This window comes from Vibrio sp. CUB2 (assembly GCF_001557945.1).
Taxonomy (GTDB): Bacteria; Pseudomonadota; Gammaproteobacteria; order Enterobacterales; family Vibrionaceae; genus Vibrio; species Vibrio owensii.
The window spans coordinates 130,232-153,286 of sequence record NZ_LNRB01000010.1 but is presented as its reverse complement, the minus strand read 5'-3'; the positions used below and the strand labels follow the sequence as shown (position 1 = coordinate 153,286).

Annotated in this window: 15 protein-coding genes; 9 read left to right on the top strand and 6 right to left on the bottom strand. The window is 46.0% G+C overall.

Annotated features, from left to right (window positions below):
* Nucleotides 1-49: 49 nt before the first annotated feature.
* Complete coding sequence (locus tag ATB78_RS17310) at nucleotides 50-1,567, bottom strand: arylsulfatase (RefSeq protein ID WP_045414723.1); 1,518 nt, start codon at nucleotides 1,565-1,567, stop codon at nucleotides 50-52.
* A 127-nt stretch (nucleotides 1,568-1,694) separates the two neighbouring features.
* Between ATB78_RS17310 and ATB78_RS17305 the strand changes: the two genes are divergently transcribed.
* Nucleotides 1,695-2,564: a LysR family transcriptional regulator gene (locus ATB78_RS17305; RefSeq protein WP_038892346.1), complete on the top strand. Its 870-nt coding sequence runs from the start codon at nucleotides 1,695-1,697 to the stop codon at nucleotides 2,562-2,564.
* Here ATB78_RS17305 and ATB78_RS17300 read toward each other — a convergent pair.
* The 3 genes from ATB78_RS17300 to ATB78_RS17290 form a co-directional block, all read right to left on the bottom strand.
* Nucleotides 2,551-4,905 (bottom strand): multiheme c-type cytochrome, encoded by a 2,355-nt coding sequence (locus ATB78_RS17300; RefSeq protein WP_061009476.1) that lies wholly within the window; start codon nucleotides 4,903-4,905, stop codon nucleotides 2,551-2,553. The two genes, ATB78_RS17305 and ATB78_RS17300, sit on opposite strands and share 14 nt — an antisense overlap.
* 142 nt (nucleotides 4,906-5,047) lie before the next feature.
* Nucleotides 5,048-6,595, bottom strand: a complete 1,548-nt coding sequence (locus tag ATB78_RS17295) for an arylsulfatase (RefSeq protein WP_061009474.1) — start codon at nucleotides 6,593-6,595, stop codon at nucleotides 5,048-5,050.
* Between the two features lie 277 nt (nucleotides 6,596-6,872).
* Nucleotides 6,873-8,420, bottom strand: a complete 1,548-nt coding sequence (locus tag ATB78_RS17290) for an arylsulfatase (protein WP_020196647.1) — start codon at nucleotides 8,418-8,420, stop codon at nucleotides 6,873-6,875.
* 345 nt (nucleotides 8,421-8,765) lie between these two features.
* On the opposite strand from ATB78_RS17290, the gene ATB78_RS17285 reads away from it, so the two are divergent.
* The 3 genes from ATB78_RS17285 (at nucleotide 8,766) to ATB78_RS17275 (ending at nucleotide 13,040) form a co-directional block, all read left to right on the top strand.
* Nucleotides 8,766-10,331, top strand: a complete 1,566-nt coding sequence (locus ATB78_RS17285) for an arylsulfatase (protein ID WP_061009473.1) — start codon at nucleotides 8,766-8,768, stop codon at nucleotides 10,329-10,331.
* A 141-nt stretch (nucleotides 10,332-10,472) separates the two neighbouring features.
* The gene (locus ATB78_RS17280; RefSeq protein WP_061009471.1) at nucleotides 10,473-12,830 is read left to right on the top strand and encodes a fatty acid cis/trans isomerase; all 2,358 of its coding nucleotides are present in this window, start codon (nucleotides 10,473-10,475) and stop codon (nucleotides 12,828-12,830) included.
* Between the two features lie 18 nt (nucleotides 12,831-12,848).
* Nucleotides 12,849-13,040 carry a hypothetical protein gene (locus ATB78_RS17275; protein ID WP_005447215.1) on the top strand — a complete coding sequence of 64 codons (192 nt, stop codon included), beginning with the start codon at nucleotides 12,849-12,851 and terminating at the stop codon, nucleotides 13,038-13,040.
* Between the two features lie 66 nt (nucleotides 13,041-13,106).
* Here ATB78_RS17275 and torS read toward each other — a convergent pair whose 3' ends face one another.
* Nucleotides 13,107-16,070 (bottom strand): TMAO reductase system sensor histidine kinase/response regulator TorS, encoded by a 2,964-nt coding sequence (torS, locus tag ATB78_RS17270; RefSeq protein WP_061009469.1) that lies wholly within the window; start codon nucleotides 16,068-16,070, stop codon nucleotides 13,107-13,109.
* 43 nt (nucleotides 16,071-16,113) lie between these two features.
* Here torS and torT point away from each other — a divergent pair, with 43 nt between their 5' ends.
* Both torT and ATB78_RS17260 read left to right on the top strand, forming a co-directional pair.
* The gene (gene torT, locus ATB78_RS17265; RefSeq protein ID WP_080637388.1) at nucleotides 16,114-17,163 is read left to right on the top strand and encodes a TMAO reductase system periplasmic protein TorT; all 1,050 of its coding nucleotides are present in this window, start codon (nucleotides 16,114-16,116) and stop codon (nucleotides 17,161-17,163) included.
* 63 nt (nucleotides 17,164-17,226) lie between these two features.
* Nucleotides 17,227-17,682: a methylglyoxal synthase gene (locus ATB78_RS17260; RefSeq protein ID WP_005437764.1), complete on the top strand. Its 456-nt coding sequence runs from the start codon at nucleotides 17,227-17,229 to the stop codon at nucleotides 17,680-17,682.
* 79 nt (nucleotides 17,683-17,761) lie between these two features.
* Here the strand turns inward: ATB78_RS17260 and helD are convergent, their stop codons facing one another.
* Entirely contained in the window at nucleotides 17,762-19,831 is a 2,070-nt protein-coding gene (helD, locus tag ATB78_RS17255) for a DNA helicase IV (protein WP_061009467.1), read from the bottom strand.
* A gap of 292 nt (nucleotides 19,832-20,123) precedes the next feature.
* On the opposite strand from helD, the gene yccS reads away from it, so the two are divergent.
* From yccS to ATB78_RS17240, 3 genes are all read left to right on the top strand, one after another.
* A complete protein-coding gene (gene yccS, locus ATB78_RS17250) occupies nucleotides 20,124-22,277 on the top strand; it encodes a YccS family putative transporter (protein WP_061009465.1) in 2,154 nt (717 codons plus the stop codon).
* A gap of 233 nt (nucleotides 22,278-22,510) precedes the next feature.
* Entirely contained in the window at nucleotides 22,511-22,672 is a 162-nt protein-coding gene (locus tag ATB78_RS29860; protein ID WP_171374408.1) for a hypothetical protein, read from the top strand.
* Nucleotides 22,673-22,786: 114 nt separating this feature from the next.
* Nucleotides 22,787-23,053 (top strand): hypothetical protein, encoded by a 267-nt coding sequence (locus ATB78_RS17240; protein WP_061009461.1) that lies wholly within the window; start codon nucleotides 22,787-22,789, stop codon nucleotides 23,051-23,053.
* Nucleotides 23,054-23,055: the final 2 nt, after the last annotated feature.

Sequence of the window (23,055 nt, the reverse complement as noted above, 5' to 3'; positions counted from 1 at the left end):
GCTGTATTTAAGGACAATAACTAGGGTCTATAGACCTATGGACAAAACGTTATTTCGGAACAAACGAGCCCGGAGCCATACGCGGCGGGTACTCTTTGAAGGTTTCCATGACCTCTTTTACTTTTTCAACCGCAGGCATCATCAAGAATGAACGTTCGTACATCCAACGGTCGTAACCCATACCAGTATCGCCACGCTCAAATGGGTCGATACTCAAGTCATAGATTTGTGGTACACGGAGTTTGGTAAATGGTTTCTTCCAGATATCCAAACCGGTTTCGTTTTCTTGGATCATGAAGTGGTATTTGTATTTACCGTAGCGTAGAGCCAGTAAATCGCCGTCATCACTCCAGTAAACAAACTCGTTACGAGCAGACTTGTCTGTTTTACCCGTTAGGTATGGCAATTGGTTATAACCGTCTAAGTGAACGTTGTAGTTCATATCGCCCACTTTCTTGCCTTTCAACAGCTCTTCTTTGACGTTGCTGTTGCCCGCCGCAGCCACCAATGTTGGTAAGAAGTCTTCCAGAGACACAATGCCGTTAAACGTCGTGCCCGCTTGGATATGACCCGGCCACTTAATTACTGCAGGAACGCGGAAGCCACCTTCCCAGCCAGTGTTTTTCTCACTACGGAATGGCGTCATACCCGCGTCAGGCCACAAGTTGATCATTGGGCCGTTATCTGTGGTGTAAACAATGATGGTGTTGTCATCAACGCCAAGCTCTTTAATCTTATTGAGCAAGTGGCCAATTTGGTCATCGTGTTGCTTCACACCATCGGCGTAGAAACCTGCGCCTGTTTTACCTTTGTAGTCGTCTGGAACGTGCGTGAAGTTATGCATGCGCGTGGTGTTAAACCACGTAAAGAATGGCTTGTCGGCTTTGACTTGTTTCTCGATAAACTTCTCAGCTTCATCTAGGAACTCGTCATCAACCGTTTCCATGCGTTTACGCGTTAGTGGACCCGTGTCTTCAATCTTGCCATCCGCATAAGAATGGATCACACCACGAGGACCAAATTTCTTCTTAAACTCAGGATCTTGTGGGTAGTCTACGTTCTCCGGCTCTTCTTCCGCATTTAAGTGGTAAAGGTTGCCAAAGAACTCGTCGAAACCGTGGTTGGTCGGCAAGTGTTCATCGCGGTCACCAAGGTGGTTTTTACCAAATTGGCCCGTTGCGTAACCAAGGTCACGTAGCAGTGTCGCAATAGTTGGATCTTTCTCAGAAATCCCTTCTTTCGCTCCTGGCAAACCAACCTTAGACAAGCCGGTACGTTTTGGCATTTGTCCCGTGATGAACGCAGAGCGACCTGCGGTTGAGCTTTGCTGAGCGTAGAAGTTCGTAAACTTAGCACCGTCTCTTGCAATGCTATCAATATTTGGTGTGCTGTAAGCCAGCATGCCACCGTTGTATGCACTCAAGTTCCAGTAACCGACATCGTCACCAAAGATAACGAGGATGTTAGGTTGTTCTGCCGAATAAGCGGTCGCTGATGCCGCTCCGATCGCAAGCGTACAAGCGTTTAATACCAGCTTCTTGCCGCGTTTTTTATCGTGGTTTGCCATAAAAGGGCTCCATAAATCCGTTGCTGCTAATCTTGGTAGAAAATCAGATACCAAGATTTGATTAAGATAAAACTTGTTATTTGACGGATAAATAGAGTTCAGATACGTTGATATATAAATTTAGTTTATGGGTAACAAGATGGACTTAAACTTGATTCAAACATTTTTGGTGGTGGCTGAGTATCAGTCCTACACCAAAGCGGCCGACCATTTAGGCCTTACGCAACCTGCGGTGAGCGCTTCGATTAAACGGCTCGAACAAGTGGTCGGAAAACAGCTTTTCGTCAAACAAGGACGAGGGATCGCCCCCACTTCAACCGCGTATCAACTCATGCCGCAGTTTCGTCAGGCAGTGAGCATCGTAGACAACGCCATTTCAGAAAGAACCACTTTTCAAGTCTGCTGCTCAGAAACCTTACTCCACAGCTTAAATCCGATTGAAAACGTGGTTTTCCACGAGTCTCCACCGGAAAAATACTTGTTGTTTGAACAAATTCGTCAGCAAAAAATGGACTTGGTGATTGATACCATCATCACCAAAGACTCCTCTTTCGTGATTGAAAACGCCTACCATGAACCTGCAATGATCATCTGTCGTCAAAGTCACCCACGAATCCAAGGAACGTTGAGTCGAGAAGATTTTTATCGCGAAAATCACTGTATGTTTTCAGGTAAATGGAATAACACTTCTGGCTTCGAACAGCTGGCAAAAGAGCCGATTCAGGAGCGAAATGTAGAGATCGTAACGTCATCTTTGGCAGGTATGGCAATGTACGTTGCACAGCGAGATTGCTTAGGTGTTGTCTCTCGTTCGTTTGCGATGAAATGGAGTAAGGCACTCAAGTTACAGGTCCTTGAGTGCCCAATTGAAATCGACCATATTCCTTATAAATTTGTGTATCACAAGCGTGATGAGCACAATCCTGCTCATCAACGCTTAAGGGAACAGGTCAAGCAACAACTTGAGTTTGCCCATGCCGCTCCTATTGATTTATAGACGCTCTTAAACGTTGAATCACATCAGCCGGTGCAAACTCTCCTAGTTGCTTCAAACACTGCTCAAAAGCAAATGCAACAGAGCCATCTTTGTAGTTTCTAGCCAGCACCTCACATTCCGCAAACAAGTGCTGTGGGTTGCCTCCCACTTTGTAAGCGGTGTTCAACGCTTTGCTGGCCGCAAGCACGTCTGATTTCTCCAGAGCGAGCCCATAAACATACCAATACTGTGGGTTTCGCTCTGCGGTTTCCGCTGCTTGTTTTAAGTATTGGTTGGCTTTCACACTGTCACCTACTCGCAACCAAGCTAATCCTGCACTGTATGGCAAAGCACTCGATTTCGGCTGAGCTTCAATCCCTGCCATCAAGGTTTCTAATGCTTTTTTGTCGTTGCCCTGTGCACGATACAAATCGGCTAAGTTTGCATAGCTGTTCTCGAAGTAAGGTTCTATTTCAATCGCCTTCTGGTAAGACGCAATGGCTTTGTCTGTGTCACCAAGGTCTCGACAGACATTCGCTAGGTTCGTTCGCCCAAAGCCTCGGTCAGCATTAAAGCGTTGGATTGCCATGTAGTCTTCCAATGGCTGTTTAATCTTGTCACGTTGCAACGGATTCATTTCCGGATAATGGCGAACCAGTGCGCCTGCGGCTTCTGCACGTACAGATAAGACTGGGTCGCTCAATAATGGTTCGAGGATTTGCCAGCGGTCACTGAACTCATAACCAGAAGACCCAGCAACAGCCCCGAGGCGAATCATGTCAATTTCATGCTTCACCGCGCGAGCTAGAGATACCAAGGTATTTTGACCGGTATTGCCACCCATACGCTCCAGTGCGGAGGCACGAATAATGTCACTCAACGATGAGTCTTGAGCGGAATACGCTAACGCATCAGGCGCACCACGATGACCAATAGAATCGGCGTAGAATGCCACCGCAAAGTGTTGTTGGTTACGGTATTTCGAATTCGGGAACCATTCGCCTATTTTCTGATCCGCCCACTGGTTGGTTTCGTCTTCATGGCATGATGTACAGACGTTTGGCGTATTGATGTGTTGGCTTAGATCTGGACGTGGCACATGCCAGCTGTGGTCACGACGTGGGTCAACTTGCATGTAGGTCGTTTCCGGCATGTGGCAAGTGGTGCATTGGGATGCCTCAGTATTTGCCTCATGGAACGTGTGATTCTCCGGCATGTAGTCAGACGCAATATGGCACTGAGCACAAACCGCTTCTTCAGGGATTTTTAACTCTGCGGTATGAGGGTCGTGACAGTTGGTACAGGTTACCCCTTTCTCTGCCATGGCTGACTGTAAAAATGAGCCATAAACGTAATCTTCATCGTAGATTTGACCATCGTGATAATAGAGCTCTGGTGTAATTAAGCTGAGGCGGTATTTATCTAGGAAGGAGCCTTTGACGTGGTCTGCACTTTCATTTAACTGTGTACGACGGCTATGGCACTGCGCACAGGTTTGTACTTGATGAGTCATCGCGATTTCTTTTGGCTGGAGCGTACTGTGCCCTTCTTCGTAGACCCACTCTTTTACTGCCATACCTAAATCTCGGTCAAAACCATAATGGTTCGCTGAAGCTATGGTATTCCCAGATTTTTCCGCTTGTTTGGCAAGCTCGACGTGTTCACTGGCTGGGCCATGACATGCTTCGCAACCGACGTTGATTTCTGACCATGTCGTCGAATACGTATTGGCTGTTGCATCGTAGTTTTTTTCTAGATTGGTTGAATGGCAATCAGCACACATGAAGTTCCAATTCTGGCCAGTGTTCGTCCAGTAGAACTCATCTTTTGGGGTAGTATCGGGATAAAGATGGAACCAGCGCTGCCCGCCTTCTTGCTTGGTTCTCGAATCCCAAGCGAAAGGAATCAACTGCACACGTCCGTCTTCGAATTCCACCATGTATTGTTGAAGTGGCTCCCACGCAAAGGTGTAGCTGATTTTGTAGTCATGCCACCCACCATCAGGCCCTTGGATATTGACCCAATACTCTTCCCCTTTTCGATAGAAGCGATTTGGCTTCCCTTCAAAGGTGAATGTGTGGTCATCAAAGTCACCGAGAACAGATTCCGCCTCGGCGTGACGCATCGCCATATCGTGATGAGAATCTTGCCACGCTTCGGTTTCTTTCTTGTGGCAATCGATACACGCTTCACTACCAACATAGGTAAGCTGCGAGGAATCGATTGATTTAGGTGTGTCCGTCCCGACTTGCTGCTCAACAAGAGGTTCTTGTGAAGAAAGCGTTTCTTGTGCAAACAGAGAAAAACTGACGAGCGCTGCTAGGCCGATCAGAGCCTGCTTCCAACATGCCCACTGAGTCATAACTGTCCTTGTGTGTGATTCTTTTTATTCTAAAAACAAATATAGTTGAGATTTTGAGCAAAATGACTGAAATGTAAGAAAAACTTCCAGCCGACATCACAAAGAGGCTCATTGAGCCCCTTCGCTTTGTTAACTAATAAATCTATTGATGGTGATTCTCTTGAAGCTTTTCCATTACCTGATCAAGAGAGAAGCTGGCTGCTTTCTGTCTTGGAGGGAATTCTTCAAACGTCGCCAAGAATTTACTGACATAGGCTTGCGCAGGAACCAGCATATAAGCATGGTCAAGAACCCAATCGTAGTATGTATTAGAAGTCACATCAGCCACTTCATATGGGTCCATACGTAGGTTAAAGATTTTAGGTACTCGCAGTGGCGTGAATGGTTCTGCCCAAAGACGAAGTGTGCCTTGTGCACGTTGCTCTAAGAACACGATCTTCCAATTATGGTAACGAAGCGAACTCAAATCACCGTCATCAGTGAAGTAGAAGATCTCTTCACGAGGGCCTTGTTCTGTTTTACCGGTTAAGTACGGCAAGAAGTTGTAGCCATCAAGGTGAACTTTAAACGTCTTGTCCCCTGCAGTATGACCTTTCAACAGTTTTTGTTTGATTTGGTCATCACCCGCCGCAGCAAGTAGTGTTGGCATCCAGTCCATGTGGTGCATGATTTCGTTAGAAACAGTGCCTGGTTCAATCTTACCCGGCCAACGAACCATTGCAGGAACACGGTACGCCCCTTCCCAGTTGGTGTTCTTCTCCCCACGGAAAGGCGTTGTGCCTGCATCAGGCCACGAGTTCATGTGTGGGCCATTATCGGTCGAGTAGAATACGATGGTGTTGTCTGTAATACCTAGATCATCCACTTTCTTCAACAGCTGACCTACGTGGTTGTCATGTTCAACCATCCCGTCTGCATAAAAGCTGATGCCAGTGCGGCCAAGGTTGTCTTCTTTGACGTGAGTACGGAAGTGCATGCGTGTTGCATTCCACCAAACGAAAAACGGTTTCTCAGCCTTTACTGCACGGTCCATAAAATCAAGTGCCGCGTCTAATGTCTCTTCATCAACAGTTTCCATGCGCTTGCGCGTTAATGGTCCCGTATCTTCAATCTTACCGTCAGCAAAAGACTTAATGACACCGCGAGGGCCAAACTTCTTACGAAATTCCGGATCTTTCGGGTAATCCACATTCTCAGGCTCTTCTTCGGCATTCAGGTGGTAAAGGTTGCCAAAGAACTCATCAAACCCGTGATTCGTAGGAAGGTGCTCGTCCTTATCTCCTAAGTGGTTTTTACCAAACTGACCTGTCATATATCCCATCGGCTTGAGCATTTCTGCAATCGTCGCGTCTTCTGCTTGCAGCCCTAAATCAGCCCCCGGAAGACCAACTTTACTCAAACCTGTTCTCAGAACCGATTGTCCAGTAATGAAAGTGGAGCGACCTGCAGTACAAGATTGCTCACCGTAGTAATCGGTAAACATCATGCCTTCGTTGGCAATGCGGTCGATATTCGGCGTTTTGTATCCCATTAATCCAAATGTATAAGCACTGATGTTCGATTGACCAATATCATCACCCCAAATGACCAATATGTTCGGTTTCTCTGCGGCGAAACTACTACTCGTCGCCCCAATAAACGCTGTGGTAAGAATGGCTAATCGGCGTTTCAAACCGTATTTCGTTCTCATATAAACCTCTGTTTAGTAATGTAATGTGCCTCCTGCACAACAAATTTATATTTCACGAATCAATGAGACCAATAGGCATAAAATAAATCTCACCCAAACTTAATGCCTAGCGAATTAGGTATTTCGACCAGTGATGTAAACAAAATAACCAGACGTCATTCTCTACTCTAAAACCGTATGACACTTGGTTTAATATGGGGTTAACGATGATGACAAAAGCTGAATCCAAGGCAAAAAAAAGAGGCTCCGAAGAGCCCCACGTTTACTTGCAATCAATTTATTTATTGTGACTTTCCTGCAACTTCTCCATCACCTGATCAAGTGAGAAACTTGCTGCTTTTTGTCGCGGTGGGAATTCTTCGAACGTTGCCAAGAATTTACCCACATAAGCCTGTGCAGGAACCAACATGTATGCGTGGTCAATCAACCAGTCGTAGTATGTGTTCGACGTGATGTCCGCCACTTCGTATGGGTCCATGCGTAGGTTGAAGATCTTAGGCACACGTAATGGTGTAAACGGTTCAGCCCAGATACGTAGTGTTCCTTTTGCGCGCTGCTCTAGGAATACGATCTTCCAGTTGCGGAAGCGAAGTGAACTCAAATCGCCATCATCAGTGAAGTAGAAGATCTCTTCACGTGGGCCTTTCTCTTCTTTACCAGTTAGGTAAGGCAAGAAGTTGTACCCATCGAGATGGTTCTTAAATGTCTTATCACCTGCCGTGTAGCCTTTTAGCAGCTTCTCTTTGATTTGATCATCACCCGCAGCGGCTAGGAGCGTTGGCATCCAGTCCATGTGGTGCATAATTTCGTTGGAAACGCTGCCCGCTTCAATCTTACCAGGCCAACGAACCATTGCAGGAACACGGAACGCACCTTCCCAGTTGGTATTCTTCTCACCACGGAATGGCGTTGTACCCGCATCTGGCCAAGAGTTCATGTGCGGGCCGTTATCGGTTGAGTAGAATACGATGGTGTTGTCTTTGATGCCCAAGTCATCCACTTTTTTCAGCAACTCGCCTACTTGGTTATCGTGTTCAACCATACCGTCAGCATAAAAACTGATGCCTGTTTTACCCAAGTTTTCTTCTTTCACGTGCGTACGGAAGTGCATGCGTGTTGCGTTCCACCAGACAAAGAAAGGCTTGTCTGCTTTCACTGCTCGATCCATAAAATCAAGCGCCGCATCTAACGTTTCTCCATCCACCGTTTCCATACGCTTACGCGTTAGAGGACCGGTATCTTCGATTTTGCCGTCAGCAAAAGACTTGATTACACCACGAGGACCGAATTTCTTACGGAATTCTGGATCTTTCGGGTAGTCCACATTCTCAGGTTCTTCCTCGGCGTTCAAATGGTAAAGGTTGCCAAAAAATTCGTCGAAGCCGTGATTGGTTGGAAGGTGTTCGTCTTTGTCGCCAAGGTGGTTTTTACCAAACTGACCTGTCATATAACCCAGTGGTTTAAGCATTTCTGCAATCGTTGCATCTTCAGCCTGAAGACCTAAATCTGCCCCCGGAAGGCCAACCTTACTTAGGCCAGTTCTCAATACCGTTTGTCCGGTAATGAAGGTAGAACGGCCTGCAGTACAAGATTGCTCGCCGTAATAGTCAGTGAACATCATGCCTTCTTTTGCAATGCTATCGATGTTCGGTGTTTTGTATCCCATTAAGCCAAATGTGTAAGCACTGATATTAGATTGACCGATATCATCGCCCCAAATGACCAGAATATTCGGTTTCTCTGCTGCGATACTGCTACTTGTCGCGCCGATAAAAGCAGCGGCAAGAATCGCTAATCGGCGTTTCACGCCATAATTCGCTGTCATATAAACCTCTGTATGTAATAGAAAAGTGCATCCTGCACACAAACGTATAGCTCACAAAATAGACTAATGCGAATCAAATGGCATAATTATACTTTGGTTAAAACTAAGGTCTTATATCCCTATTTAGAAAGCGGATTAACGTGACCTGAGTCTCGCTTCAGTTTTCCCTACAAATCCTAAGGTCGAAACAATCAACTGATAAAACAACAAGTTATTTCTCTACATAACTTATGGTTATAAACACTATAAAGCGACATTCTTCAATTGCATCATTAACTTAATAGCCAACGAAGCATGGGCGGTACCTAAGCTTCTTTTCCAACTTACAACCAATTTGGAGTTTTTATGGCTAACCAAATGAGCAAGCTGGCTGTCGGTCTCGGCGTACTGGCAACCTCAAGCGCAGCAGTGGCAGCAGACAAACCAAACATCCTAGCGATCTTTGGTGATGATGTTGGTTACTGGAACATCAGTGCATACAACCAAGGTATGATGGGTTACGAGACCCCGAATATCGACCGTATTGCAAACGAGGGTGCACTATTTACTGATCACTACGGTCAGCAATCTTGTACTGCAGGCCGTGCAGCATTTATCACAGGCCAAGAACCGTTCCGTACTGGCTTGCTTACAATCGGTATGCCAGGCTCTACTCATGGTATCCCTGATTGGGCACCGACAATTGCAGATCTGCTTAAAGGTCAAGGTTACATGACGGCTCAGTTTGGTAAAAACCACTTAGGTGACCAAGACCAACACTTGCCAACTAACCACGGTTTCGACGAGTTCTTCGGTAACCTTTATCACCTCAATGCTGAAGAAGAACCAGAAACTTACTACTACCCGAAAGATCCTGAGTTCCGTAAAAACTACGGTCCTCGTGGTGTAATCAAGTCTTTTGCTGACGGTAAGATTGAAGATACAGGCCCAATGACGCGTAAGCGTATGGAGCACGCGGATGAAGAATTCCTAGAAACGTCACTGGCGTTCATGGAAAAAGCCGTGAAAGCAGACAAGCCATTCTTCATTTGGCACAACACCACTCGTATGCACGTTTGGACTCGTCTACAAGAGAAATACCAAGGTAAATCAGGCGTAAGTATCTACGCTGACGGTATGCTTGAGCACGATGACCAAGTGGGTGTTCTACTAGACAAACTTGATGAGCTAGGTGTTGCTGATAACACCATCGTTATCTACTCAACCGATAACGGTGCAGAGACAGTTACATGGCCTGACGGTGGTGCAACACCATTCCACGGTGAGAAAGGTACCACTTGGGAAGGCGGTATGCGTGTACCTCAACTTGTTCGTTGGCCTGGCGTAATTGAACCAGGTACTAAGATCAACGAAATGATGGCGCACCAAGACTGGCTACCAACACTAATGGCAGCGGCTGGCGTTCCTGACGTGAAAGAGAAGCTAGCAGAAGGCTACAAATCAAACGGTAAAGATTGGCGCGTACACATCGATGGTTACAACTTCATGCCTTACTTCCAAGGTAAAGAAGAGAAAGGCCCTCGTGAGTCACTACTTTACTTTACAGCAAACGGCGAGCTAAACGCAGTACGTTGGAATGACTGGAAACTGAACTTCGCGGTTCTTGAAGGTGATATCTCTAACGCAATTCGCTTCTCTCCAAACTGGCCACAAATCATCCACCTACGTGCTGACCCATTCGAGAAAGCACCGCACGAATCAGGTATGTACCTGCGCTGGATGGCTGACAACATGTGGTTGTTCGTACCTATCCAAGACGTTCTTGGTGAATTCTTCAAGACGCTGCCAGATTACCCAATGCAGCAAGGTCAGATGATGAACCCAGCGTCAATTAGCTACCAATCTCTTGGCCTACAAGGCAAGATGAAGCAGCTAGAGCAACTTCAGCAAGAAGTTAAAAAAATGAACTAGTTTCTTTTGCAACTACCGAAAAAGCCCACCGATTTAGGTGGGCTTTCTTTTTGTTTTTCGCGACTAATCCCGCTTCTTTTTGGTATTTGGCGACTTATTTTGCTTTAATTAACGCAAATTCAATTTACTCAAAATAACTCAATGAATTTACGTTTAATTTTCACACTGTGTATCGCCACTCTGTTTGCAGGTTGTGCGACCTATGCGGGCCTAAACTACGATAAACTGTTTGGCCCTGAAGAAGTGCGTGAGCGTACTGTTGCTCTTGAGACACCCCAAGCGGACTTCTTTCAACATGAAGTAAAACCTATCGTCGATAATCGATGTGTGGTTTGTCACGCCTGCTACGATGCCCCTTGTCAGTTAAAACTCTCTTCCGTAGAAGGCATTGACCGTGGTGCAAGCAAAGCTTTGGTTTACGAAGGCACACGCTTGACTGCAGCAGCCCCAACTCGCTTATTTGAAGACGCGCAAACTACGCAAGAATGGCGTGATGCTGGCTTCCATCCTGTGCTCAACGAGCGTGAGCAGAGCATGGCGGCTAATATGGATGCAGGTTTGATTGCTCGTATGCTTCAACAAAAGGAACGTCATCCACTCCCTGACCAAGTTCAATTAGAAGGCTTCGATTTTTCTATCGACCGTGAACAAACGTGCCCGACAATAGAAGAGTACGCAAAATACGAACAAGACAACCCGACATGGGGAATGCCCTTCGGAATGCCGAATCTAACGGCGATAGAATATCAAACGCTCATGCTTTGGCTGGAAAATGGCGGCATCATGAATGCGCATATCCCGCTTACCGAGCAACAAGAAGCTGAGGTTCAGAAATACGAGACACTGCTGAACAAGAGTTCTCGCAAAAACCAACTCGCCGCTCGTTATATTTACGAACACCTTTTCTTATCGCACCTGTTCTTTTCTGAGCTGGGCGGTGAGCAACCTCGCTTCTTCACTCTCGTGCGATCTTCGACGCCACCGGGAGAGCCAGTAAAACGCATTACAACGCGTCGTCCTTATGATGATCCGGGTGTTGAGCGCGTGTACTACCGAATCATTCCTGAGCAAGGCACTATTGTCGATAAGACGCACATGCCGTTTGCGCTGAACAAACAACGTATCGACAACTGGGAAAAATGGTTCATTGATGCCGATTACGAAGTAGCGAAATTACCAAGCTACGAGCCTGAAATCGCCGCAAATCCAATGACTGCATTCATCGATTTGCCTGTGAAGTCTCGCTTCAAGTTCATGTTGGACAACGCTCAGAACACCATCATGGCTTACATCAAAGGCCCGGTATGTCGTGGTCAGCTGGCATTAAACGTAATTAATGATCGCTTCTGGGTATTCTTCCTAGACCCAGACAAGGCCGACATTCCTGAAGTCAACGAGTTCTATCGCTCACAAGCAGCGAACCTAAAACTTCCCGGCGAGCTTGAGAGCAATACTGTTCCAGTTACCAACTGGGTGAAATACTCGCGTCAACAAGCACGTTACCTAGAAGCGAAGTCTGACTTCATCAACAAGTGGTTTAAGAACGGTGAGCACCTATCGACCGACGTAATTTGGGACGGCAACGGTACAAATCCAAATGCTGCTCTTACGGTCTTCCGTCACTTTGACAGCGCGTCAGTAGTGCAAGGTTTGGTGGGCGAACAACCGAAAACGGCTTGGGTTTTGGACTATGCTCTGCTTGAACGCATCCACTACCTACTTGTTGCCGGCTTCGATGTGTACGGTAACTTTGGCCACCAGCTGATTACCCGCATGTTCATGGACTTCTTACGCCTTGAAGGGGAAAGTAACTTTATTGCCCTACTTCCTGCTGATATGCGCCACCAAGAACATTCAAGCTGGTATCAGGACCAACCGCGTCAACTAAGTGACTTCTTACAACGCAACGTTGCACCATTTAGCCAACCGACCAGTGTTGTGTATCACACCGACGATCCTAAATCTGAGCTATTGGATATTCTGCGCAAGCAAGTATCACCAGTCTTGTTGCCACGATACGACATCATTGATACCGCGCTTACCGTGGAAAATGAGCAGCAATTGGCGAGCATCAACCAAGTTCGTGGTGAAGGGCTAAAAACGGTACCGCAAATCACAATGCTGATGGTGCGCAGCAAATCTGATGAAGATGAGCTTTTCACTCTTATTCATAACAACGCTCACATCAACATTTCTAGCTTGTTTGATGAGGAAAGCAATCGAGACTTCGCGAACGATGACATGACCATTGTTCGAGGCGTGGTTGGCAGCTATCCAGCGGCGTTTTTCTCTATCGAAGAAGATCAAGTGAAAGAATTTGTCGATCAATTTAGCAACCTTCAATCCGAGGATGATTACGTTAAGTTACTGGATAATTTTGCTATTCGCCGAAGCTCTGAAAAGTTCTGGTCATTTAGCGATCGTATCCACGATTGGTATCGTACAAAACAACCGATCGAATTTGGTTTACTTGACTATAATCGTTTTGAGAATCGATGATGATTTAAGGGGGTTCTCATGAGTATCCGAGACAACATCGCCGCTCTCGAGCAACAGATATACGTTGCCTGCTCAGAGGGGGATTACGACACGGTCAACATGCTTGAGCACCAACTCGAATACTTGCGTGGCAGAATGGAGCATCCGTTCGAAGATGATCCTTATGCTCTAGACACTCGGTTCGAGTGGGAAGATGATCTGACCGAATAGAAAAAAACCTCCGGCGCAAACCGGAGGTTTTTGTATATAAATGGAGCTGAAATCAAACGACCGATGTTATTCAGCCATTAACTCATCCAGCGCAATCACTGACTCACTCACCTGCCCTTTCAAGTCCGCTCGAAGCATTGTGTAAGCCTCTAATGACTCTGATGCAATCTCGATGCTTTGGCACGTATTCATTAGAGCCGTCAAACCTAAACTGCCTGCGCTGCCTTTTAGTTTGTGAGCGAGATCTTTTACAGCACGACTTTCACCGTTTTGTGCAGAACTTTCCATTTGGCTCAGAACATCAGCGCTGGTTTGTCGGAACAAGTCGATGATGTGAAGCATTTTCTCTTTGCCCAAAATCTTCATGTCTGACTGAATCACATTAGGGTTGATGATAACCATCGCTGGCTCCTCTGCTGTTAGGTCTGTTGTGACGGACACAGTGTCGTTGTCACTTGTTGTAATTATCTCATCCTGAGCAAGGCACTCCCCACTTTGGGGAAGCAGTAATTGTTTGCCATCCAACATATCTTGGATGAGTGCAGAAAGCGCTTCTTTTTCCATCGGCTTAGGCAGATATCCGTCAAAGCCCGCCGCCAAATAGCTTTCCACTTCTTCAGCGAATACATGGGCAGAAACCGCGACCATTGGCGTTGGATTGAGTGCTTTATCCGAAGGCTTATTGCGCTCGATACGTTTGAGGCGGTGGATTAAATCAGCACCATTGCAATCTGGCAAGTTGATATCGACCAATGCAATGTCGAAATCATGCTTGTCAATGATCTGCTCCGCCTCTAACCCATTTTCTGCCAAAATAACTTCGTGTCCCATGCTCTCCAGGAAGCCTTCCGCTACCACACGGTTCACTGGGTTATCTTCCACAACAAGGACCTTCGCTCGAATCTTACAACGCGCACTAGCAATCGATACGGTTTCTACCGGTTCGCTTTCCTCTAAAGGAATGGAGAACCAGAAACGGCTACCGTGTCCCTCGTCTGAGTCTACTTCCAAGCAGCCTCCCATCGCTTGGATAATGCGTCGACTGATCGCTAAACCTAATCCGGTTCCGCCAGTTTGATTCATGCCGCCTTCAGCCTGAGTGAAGGCATCAAACAACGTCTTTTGATCTTTCTTAGCAATGCCGATACCTGTATCAGAAACTTCAAATAGCACCTGAGTTTCATCTTCTGGATTCAAGCTAACATAGATGTCGATTTCACCCTGCTCGGTAAACTTAATCGCGTTACCAACAAGATTGTTCAACACCTGATTGATGCGAATGACATCACCTTTCCAATAGCGACCTACATCACTTTCAATGTGGTAAGAAAACAGCAGTTTTTTCTCTTGTGCTTTGCCGTTCATCAATTGGAACGTATCTTCTACCATCTGGTGTAAATCAAAGCCTAAGCTACGTATTTCCAAATGTCCCGCTTCGATTTTCGAGTAATCCAATACATCGTTCAAAATCGCGAGTAGCGTTTTACCACTGCGGTTGATGATTTCAGCGTAACGTTTCTGAATCGGGTTCAAACCAGAATCAATCAATAGACGTGCCGTACCAAGAACACCATTCATTGGGGTACGAATTTCATGGCTCATGGTTGCCAAGAAGGCCGATTTCGCACGGCTTGCTTGTTCCGCTTGTTTGCGTGCTTTTGCGTGGTTCAGCACTTCTTCGTTCAAGCGTCGGTTCGCTTGTTTCAACTGAGAAGTGCGCTGTTCGATCAGCTCTTCTAAGTGTTCTTTGTGCTCTTCCAACTCACGTTTTGCTTGCGCTTCACCTTCTGCCACCACTTTTAATGCTTGTGCGGTGTTTCTCGCTGTGATGATCGCCTGCCCCATGTGCGCCAGCTCATCCTTGCCTTTCACTTCCAACTCTACTGCGAGGTTACCCTGCGCCACCGAAAGCAATGCAGAAGAGTATTCACCTAGACGTTTGATTACCGAAACATAAACCACGCGCCAAAGGATGAGTACAACGATAATCAAACCGATGATGGAGATCACCGTCAGTGACCACTGTGCGAACTTGAGCGTGCTAGTCAGCTTTTCAACGGCAATTCTGGTTGTTTTGTTGGAATCATCCACCAGCTTGTTTACTGTCCCGTTTAGCTCTGAAAAGAGTTCGAGGGTTTTCTGCATTAACTGCTGAGATTGCTCGTTGTTCTCATACTGCTGAAGCAAAATAGTAAACACCACCTGACGCTTACCAAGCTCGGTAAGTAATTGACTCATTTGCTCTGAACGCGTCGGATCTTCTACCGCAAGCACGCGGCGCTTCATGATTTTCAGGTTGTCTTCAAAGGCAGTTTGAATTTGTTGGATGCGGTCAACGTTGGTGAGCGTGCGCGCTTCTTCAATTTGGTTAAGCATTTTGAACGCCAGCAAGTGCAGCTCATGAAGTCGTTCTGTCAGGTCTAGATCGACTTCAACAAGAGCATCCAAAGCTTGGAATGCTTGCGCTTTCTTATTCGCGTCAAGAAGGTCATAAATGTGCGTTACGTTCGCGACTGCAATAGTGCTGGTGTTTTGAACTTGAGTACGAGTCAACTGCTCTAGTTCTTCACTCAGCAAACGCATTTCTTCTACGCGCGTGTCGATCTCTTTCGTCAACCACAGCTTACGTTCTACCGTAACGCCAAGCTCTGCTAAGTTATCGATGACGTTCTGGACATTGTTTTCCAATGCTTCAAGTAGCTTGGAGTCAAACGACTCACTGCCAAGCTCTTTAATATGCGTAAGTAACGATTCAAGCTGTTCAAAAAGAACACGCCCAGCTTCTTTACGTTCTTGCTCATTCTGAGCATTAGAGAGCATTTGTACCGACGAAATAATTCGTGTACTGAGCTCAGAAACTTGTCGAGCTTCTAGCATTGCCGGAATGGCACTGTCCACGACGTTCCTTTCTGTTTTTGCTACCAGAGAAAACCCTGATACACCGATTAATGCTGATATCATCACCAGCATTGCCATCGCAATGAAAGACAACAGCAGTTTTCGACCGATGCTTGCAGTAGCTAGCAACATATTTTCCTGACCTTAATGTTCGTGTTCGGCGACATATTACGTTATATTTTGCAGTGTTTACTTAATCTATGCCAACGAACTTCATTTCATGGTTATAAATCAGCGTTCATTTCGCACAATTTTCAAGCATTCTACACTCGCATTGTCACTTTTCGCTTCAGTGCCTACTTTTGCGGCTGAGAAAATCTGTGCCATATACCCTCATTTAAAGGATTCATACTGGTTGTCAGTAAACTATGGAATGGTTTCCGAAGCGGAAAAACTCGGTGTTGACCTTCGGGTTCTCGAAGCGGGCGGCTACCCGAACAAAACGCGCCAGGAACAACAACTCGCCCTGTGTACCCAGTGGGGTGCTGACGCCATAATTCTTGGCACCGTTGATCCGCAAGCCTACGAACACAATCTCCAAAGTTGGGTTGGTAAGACGCCTGTTTTTGCCACCGTCAATCAACTTGATCTCGACGAAGAACAATCAAAGTTACTCAAAGGCGTTGTCGGTGTTGACTGGTACTGGATGGGCTATGAAGCGGGTAAATACCTTGCAGAGAAACACCCGAAAGGATCAGGCAAAACCAATATTGCCCTATTGCTGGGCCCAAGAACCCGTGGTGGAACAAAGCCTGTCACAACTGGTTTTTACGAAGCCATTAAAGACAGCGACATTCGTATCGTCGATTCGTATTGGGCAGATAACGACAAAGAGCTTCAACGTAACCTTGTGCAGCGTGTCATTGATATGGGCAACATTGATTACATTGTTGGCAGCGCAGTAGCGATTGAGGCTGCCATCAGCGAGTTGCGCAGTGCAGAAAAGACCGAGGAAATTGGTTTGGTTTCTGTGTACCTAAGTCATGGTGTTTATCGTGGCTTGTTGCGCCACAAAGTTTTATTCGCACCAACAGACAAAATGGTGGAACAAGGTCGCCTTTCTGTCATGCAGGCAGTCCACTACTTGCGTCATCAACCGTATGAAAAACACGCGTCTCCAACCATTAAAGCGCTGACGCCAAAGACACTTCATGACGACACAATTGAAGATTCGTTATCTCCGTCAGAATATAGGCCTACATTCAGCGTTAAGGCTGTTGATTGATTGGCAAAAAACGTGTTTTATTGGATGTAGCGAATTTAAAATCATAAAAACGGAAATAACTTGATGCAAAAAACAACTCGTACCATGCCAGCGCACAAACATGTGGCATTGGTTGCCCACGACAACTGCAAACCTGAATTGCTTCGTTGGGTAAAAGAGAACAAAGAGAAGCTGCAAAGCCACTTCTTGTACGCGACCGGAACAACGGGTCACATGCTGAGCAAAGAAACTGGCCTTGCTATCAAGAGCATGATCAGTGGCCCTATGGGTGGCGACCAACAACTTGGTGCTTTGATTTCTGAAGGCAACATTGACGTGCTTGTGTTCTTCTGGGATCCACTGAATGCCGTTCCTCATGATCCTGATGTAAAAGCCCTACTACGTATTGCAAGCGTATGGAATATTCCCGTGGCAACGAACCGTGCGACCGCTAAATTCCTATTCAACTCTCCGCTGATCGATCAAGAAGTGGATATTGAAGTACCAGACTACGAAGCATACCTTGCTGAGCGCACATAACTTCGATTAACGGCGCTTCCAAATACAACAAAGGTGATACTCAGTATCGCCTTTGTTTTACCCAAGTAATGGGAAGGAATTATCTTGAAGTGACGATTGGATAATCGCCATTCACCAGTTCTTGTACAAAAGCAGAACCTGCACCTGTGTGGGTGATCCAAACCTTCTCTTTCGCACGAGTCAACGCAACATAGAACAAACGACGCTCTTCTGCATAAGGGTATTTGTCTTTCGACTCACTCAATGCCCCATCGATATGCGCTTGCTTCTTCTTCGCTGGAAATTGACCTTCATCCACCGACAGAATAATCACAAAGTCCGCTTCTCTGCCCTTACTTGCATGACACGTCATAAAGCGAATCTCAAGGTTAGGGAAACGCTTCAACCAATCGTCATATAGATCGGGTTTGTGATAATGGTTTCGCCCTAACAGCAGCACCGACTTGGTTTTCTTCGCTTGTTGATTGAGCTGGTCAAGAATCTTCTCAACTTGGTTGCTCGGTGCAGTATGCACACTCTTCTGTTTACGTTGCTTGTGGCTGTTAAGCGTCTTAGGCAACTGAGATGGGTTCTCTTGGACAAAGGTATTCGCCACATCACCAATTTGGTTGTTGAAGCGATACGTCGTGTCTAAGTGATGCACAGTTGAATGTGTAAAACGTTCTTGGAAACCAGTCGTCAAATCCACATCTGCGCCTGCGAACTGGTAAATCGCCTGCCAGTCATCACCTACTGCAAACAGAGTCGCGCCAGTTTGCTTCTCGGTTGACGCACATAACGCTTCAATAAGCGCTAAGCGGTCTGGTGAGATGTCTTGGTATTCGTCCACCATGATAAAGCGCCAAGGTGAAATGAATTTACCTTTCGTCACGTAATCTGTCGCGCGGCTGATCATGGTTGGAAAATCAACCTGATTGGTTTCTTTAAGCATCTTTTGCCACGCACTAAAACATGGCCAACAAAGTGCTAACTCACTGTTCAAACGCGTGTAATCTTGGTGATTCACAAGCTTTTCTTGAACTTGCTTCTTGGTTAAGCCAACGGCAGCCAATTGCGAAAGTTGGTTGTCGAGCCAAGCAATCAGCTTCGGGTTTTCTGAGTGGCTACCGAGCTCGTCATCGCCTTTCAAGTAGGCAATCGGCCATTTATCTAAATGCTTTTGCCAGCGCTTAAAGTTGGTTGGCGTCATCCAATGTTTTTTGAGCCAATCAATGCACCATGCTGAACGTTGATTGTCATCCAAAGCAAGCGGGCTAATTTCAACAGGTTGAGGCTCAACTTGATTAAGGATACGTAAGCCAAGTTGGTGGAAAGTATTCACTCGCACGTTTTCTGCCGCGAGCCCCACTTTGTCGACCAATCGCTCTTTCATTTCTTTTGCGGCATCACGACCAAATGCCAACATCAATAACTCTTCTGCCTGCGCTTGATGGCTCTGAAGTAAATACGCCACGCGAGCGGTCAGTACGCTAGTTTTGCCGGAGCCCGCCCCTGCAAGTACAAGGTTATGGTCATCATTGAGCAGCACAGCATGCTGTTGAGAAAGGTTAAGAGGTGAAGACTCAATACGGCTGAACAGAACTTCCCAGTTTGGACGTTCATTCTCGAGCCACTCATGGTTACGTTCACTCAAGGTATGAGAGGTCTCAGACAACCATGGCTCAATCTCCGCCATACGCTTAGGCATACGCATTTTCGCTTCTACCAAGCTGGTTTTGATTTCAACAAGTTCGCCGTTTAGTTGGTCGACCCAATTTTGCACTCTCGAGTGCGAGAGATAAGCTGGAAGATGCTTGAGTTGATACAACTCGTCTTCCCACTTAGGGAGGTATTCAGCAAGTTTTCGGCACTGAGTATTGTGCCAGTCTTGATATTGACGAACCGCTTCGACCGCAAATTTACGACATTGTGGCCAAGGCAAACCTTGCACTAACCAGCTTTGCTGCTTGCCATCTTGTTCATGAGCGAAAAACTGCAGAGAGCTCCATAGCAAGCCGCGTTTAACGCCAACTTTGCCATTCCAAATCGTAAATGGAATGTGCTCTTCACTGCCGACTGAACTTAATAAAACACTATTTTCTTTTATTTCGACTTGGTAATACTCATTTTGAATAAAAAACTGTGCTTTATTGGTGGCAGTAAGCTGCATGAAAGGTGCGCCTTTTGATAGAGAAGTTCTCGTTTTATATCATTTTAGTCAGTTAAATTGTAGCGATGGATGAAGCACAAATCGCCTTCTGTCGGTATTCTTAATTAAAATTCACATTACTGTTGAATTTGTGAACAGTGGTTCGTTCATGATTCTCTCACAACAAGTTAAGTCAATGACAATTCTGTTGATTTCCTGAGCAAGTGACGTTTTTTATTAAATTAGGTCATAAACACGCTATAGTGAGTTTGTTAAAATTCTCCTGTTTTCCACCGGCAACGAAAGGCGCATCGTGCAAGCTGCTTTAAAACTTCGCCTCTATTGGGCAAACAAAACCATTAACTACAGCATTCTGATTCTTATCACCCTTTTAGGCGTGGTGATTCCTGCTTGGTATTTTAAGCAACATACCTTGATTACTCCTCTTATCTTGGGTGTGATTGCTGCCGCTTTGGCTGAGAGCGACGACAGTTTCACGGGCAGGATAAAAGCGCTCATTCTTACCTTTATCTGTTTCGCCGTCGCTGCTTTCTCAATTGAGATCTTATTTGATACGCCATGGGCTTTTGCCATCGGCCTGTTTGTCTCGACGTTCGGCTTTATTATGCTTGGCGCTATTGGGCCTAAATACGCTAGCATCGCGTTCGGCTCTTTATTGATTGCCATCTACACCATGCTTGGCGCTCATGAAAGCACCAATATTTGGTTCCAACCATTGCTGCTATTGACTGGCGCGGCGTGGTACTACTTCATGTCGATGATTTGGCAGATGTTTTGGCCACTTCAACCTGTTCAACAAAGCTTGGCGACGGTGTTCTTACAAATCGCCAACTACCTTGATGCCAAGGCGAAGCTGTTCCACCCTGTCACCAACTTAACTCCGCAGCCTATGCGCATCGAGGCGGCGAAGCTAAATGCTGCGACCGTCAATGCACTGAATGCTTGTAAAGCAACGCTTTTGAGTCGTTCTAAGCGCGGTCACATCGATGGTCCAAGCGACCGGTTCCTTAATATTTACTTTATTGCGCAAGACATTCACGAGCGTGTGAGTTCAAGCCACTATCGATACCAAGATTTAGCTACTGAGTTTGAGCGCTCAGACGTTCTGTTCCGCTTTAAGTACTTACTGGAATCTCAAGCGCAAGCTTGTCGCGATATTGCTCATGCGATTCGGCTAGGCAACGAATACACTCATACTGATCAATCTATTCTTGCGTTGGCAGAGCTACAAAACTCCCTAGGTTACTTGGAAGAACAAGAGCAAAGTCATTGGAAGCGTTTATTGGCTCAGCTTACTTACCTGTTCAATAACCTGGCGACGGTAGAAAAACAGCTCAGCAATATTAATAACCCAGACGCAGAGCGCCTCGAAGAGGATGTGCTGGATGATACGAATCCACACACCCTGAAAGCCATGTGGCAACGCATTTCAGCGAACTTACACAAAGACTCGATGCTGTTCCGCCACGCACTGCGCATGTCGATTGCCCTAACTGCTGGTTACGGAATTATCCAAGCATTCGACATTGACCGTGGTTACTGGATTCTGCTTACCACGCTATTTGTTTGCCAACCTAACTACAGCGCAACACGACAAAAGCTTATCGCCCGCGTGATCGGGACACTCGCAGGTTTGTTGATTGGTGTGCCCCTATTGACCTTCTTCCCTTCTCAAGAAAGCCAGTTGGTCTTTATTGTCATCTCTGGGGTGATGTTCTTTGCGTTTCGCATCAACAACTACGGTTATGCGACCGGCTTTATTACCCTACTCGTGTTGTTCCTGTTTAACCAATTAGGCGAAGGCTACGCCGTGGTACTGCCTCGACTTGCTGATACCTTGATTGGCTGTGTGTTAGCGGTTGGCGCCGTTTTAGTCATTCTGCCTGACTGGCAATCGAAGCGCCTGCATAAAGTGATGTCCGACGCGATAGATGCCAATAAGCAATATCTGGGTCAGATCATCGGCCAGTATCGAATTGGTAAGAAAGATAACCTGAGCTACCGAATCGCTCGTCGTCAGGCACACAACACTGATGCCAACCTCTCTTCCGCGATCAGCACCATGTTGGCGGAGCCGGGAAAATATCGAACGGCAGTGGACGAAAGTTTCCGTTTCTTAACGTTGAATCATGCCATGTTGAGTTATATCTCAGCATTAGGCGCGCATCGAACTCGGATTGACGATGAATCCATCCACCAGCTTGTTCTTGATGCTCATCGATGTATTCACCAGCATTTGGATGTATTACATCAACAATTGCATCACAACAGCGAAGAGTGCGATTTGTCGTCGATCGACGATACCAATTTGGAACAACGTCTAAATGAATGGCGTGACGAAGATGACCATTCTGCCCGAATGGTGCTTCAGCAATTGCACCTCATCTATCGCATGTTGCCTGAATTGCACTCTCTTGCTTCTAAGTTTGCCGTCCGTGTGAATTAACCAAGCCTCTTGTACTAACGAGGCATATTAAAGGGGGAGACTATGATTCTACCCCTTTATGATTACCGCATTTATTCATAAGAAAAGTCTTACAAGTTACTTGAGGCTTACTGACATTACTCGGACAAAAAACACCATTCAAAAACTAACCTAAGAATATTAGAACATTCTTTAGTTGTGACCATGGAGGTGGGTGGATGAAGGAGAAGCCCAAGAAATGTGAGGAGATCGAAATGACTACTCAACAGTTTAATGAACTGAGACAAAAGATTAATGAGCTGACAGCGAGCCAATTAAAATCGCTTCAGGGTGACATTAGTCATTCGCTTAACAAAAAGGAAAGCCCGCTTCTTTCTAACGAAGAACGCGATATGCTTTCAAAACTGTTTGCATAATCAAAACGTTCGAATAAAGAACTTGCACGAAATTGCAACACTTCCTATGCTAACAAAAGCATAACAAGTGAGAGAGTTAACATGCCAGTATCAGGAATACAGTCCGGATATAATATGATTCAGCTGTCGCAGAAGATGGCTGAAGGTGCTGCGCATGAAATTCAACAAGACTTTGTGAAAGAAAACGATTTAACGTTTAACAAAGTTGACCTTGTCAAAGATAACGAGCTTAATTTCAATAAAGTCTCCTCTGAATTGCCTTCAAACCCAATCGAGCCTCTCGTTAACTTAACTCAAGCTGCAAGCTATAACCGAATCGGTGCATCGGTTGTTGATAAGAACAACGAAGTGATCGGCAGCCTACTCGACATTCACGTGTAAAC

Bases quoted from the DNA above. Each gene is read 5' to 3' on its own strand.
- ATB78_RS17280 (WP_061009471.1), top strand. From the start codon at position 10,473: ATGAATTTACGTTTAATTTTCACACTGTGTATCGCCACTCTGTTTGCA.
- ATB78_RS17295 (WP_061009474.1), bottom strand. From the start codon at position 6,595: ATGAGAACGAAATACGGTTTGAAACGCCGATTAGCCATTCTTACCACA.
- ATB78_RS17300 (WP_061009476.1), bottom strand. From the start codon at position 4,905: ATGACTCAGTGGGCATGTTGGAAGCAGGCTCTGATCGGCCTAGCAGCG.
- ATB78_RS17310 (WP_045414723.1), bottom strand. From the start codon at position 1,567: ATGGCAAACCACGATAAAAAACGCGGCAAGAAGCTGGTATTAAACGCT.
- ATB78_RS17290 (WP_020196647.1), bottom strand. From the start codon at position 8,420: ATGACAGCGAATTATGGCGTGAAACGCCGATTAGCGATTCTTGCCGCT.
- ATB78_RS29860 (WP_171374408.1), top strand. From the start codon at position 22,511: ATGACTACTCAACAGTTTAATGAACTGAGACAAAAGATTAATGAGCTG.
- helD (WP_061009467.1), bottom strand. From the start codon at position 19,831: ATGCAGCTTACTGCCACCAATAAAGCACAGTTTTTTATTCAAAATGAG.
- torS (WP_061009469.1), bottom strand. From the start codon at position 16,070: ATGTTGCTAGCTACTGCAAGCATCGGTCGAAAACTGCTGTTGTCTTTC.
- ATB78_RS17305 (WP_038892346.1), top strand. From the start codon at position 1,695: ATGGGTAACAAGATGGACTTAAACTTGATTCAAACATTTTTGGTGGTG.
- ATB78_RS17260 (WP_005437764.1), top strand. From the start codon at position 17,227: ATGCAAAAAACAACTCGTACCATGCCAGCGCACAAACATGTGGCATTG.
- ATB78_RS17285 (WP_061009473.1), top strand. From the start codon at position 8,766: ATGGCTAACCAAATGAGCAAGCTGGCTGTCGGTCTCGGCGTACTGGCA.
- ATB78_RS17275 (WP_005447215.1), top strand. From the start codon at position 12,849: ATGAGTATCCGAGACAACATCGCCGCTCTCGAGCAACAGATATACGTT.
- ATB78_RS17240 (WP_061009461.1), top strand. From the start codon at position 22,787: ATGATTCAGCTGTCGCAGAAGATGGCTGAAGGTGCTGCGCATGAAATT.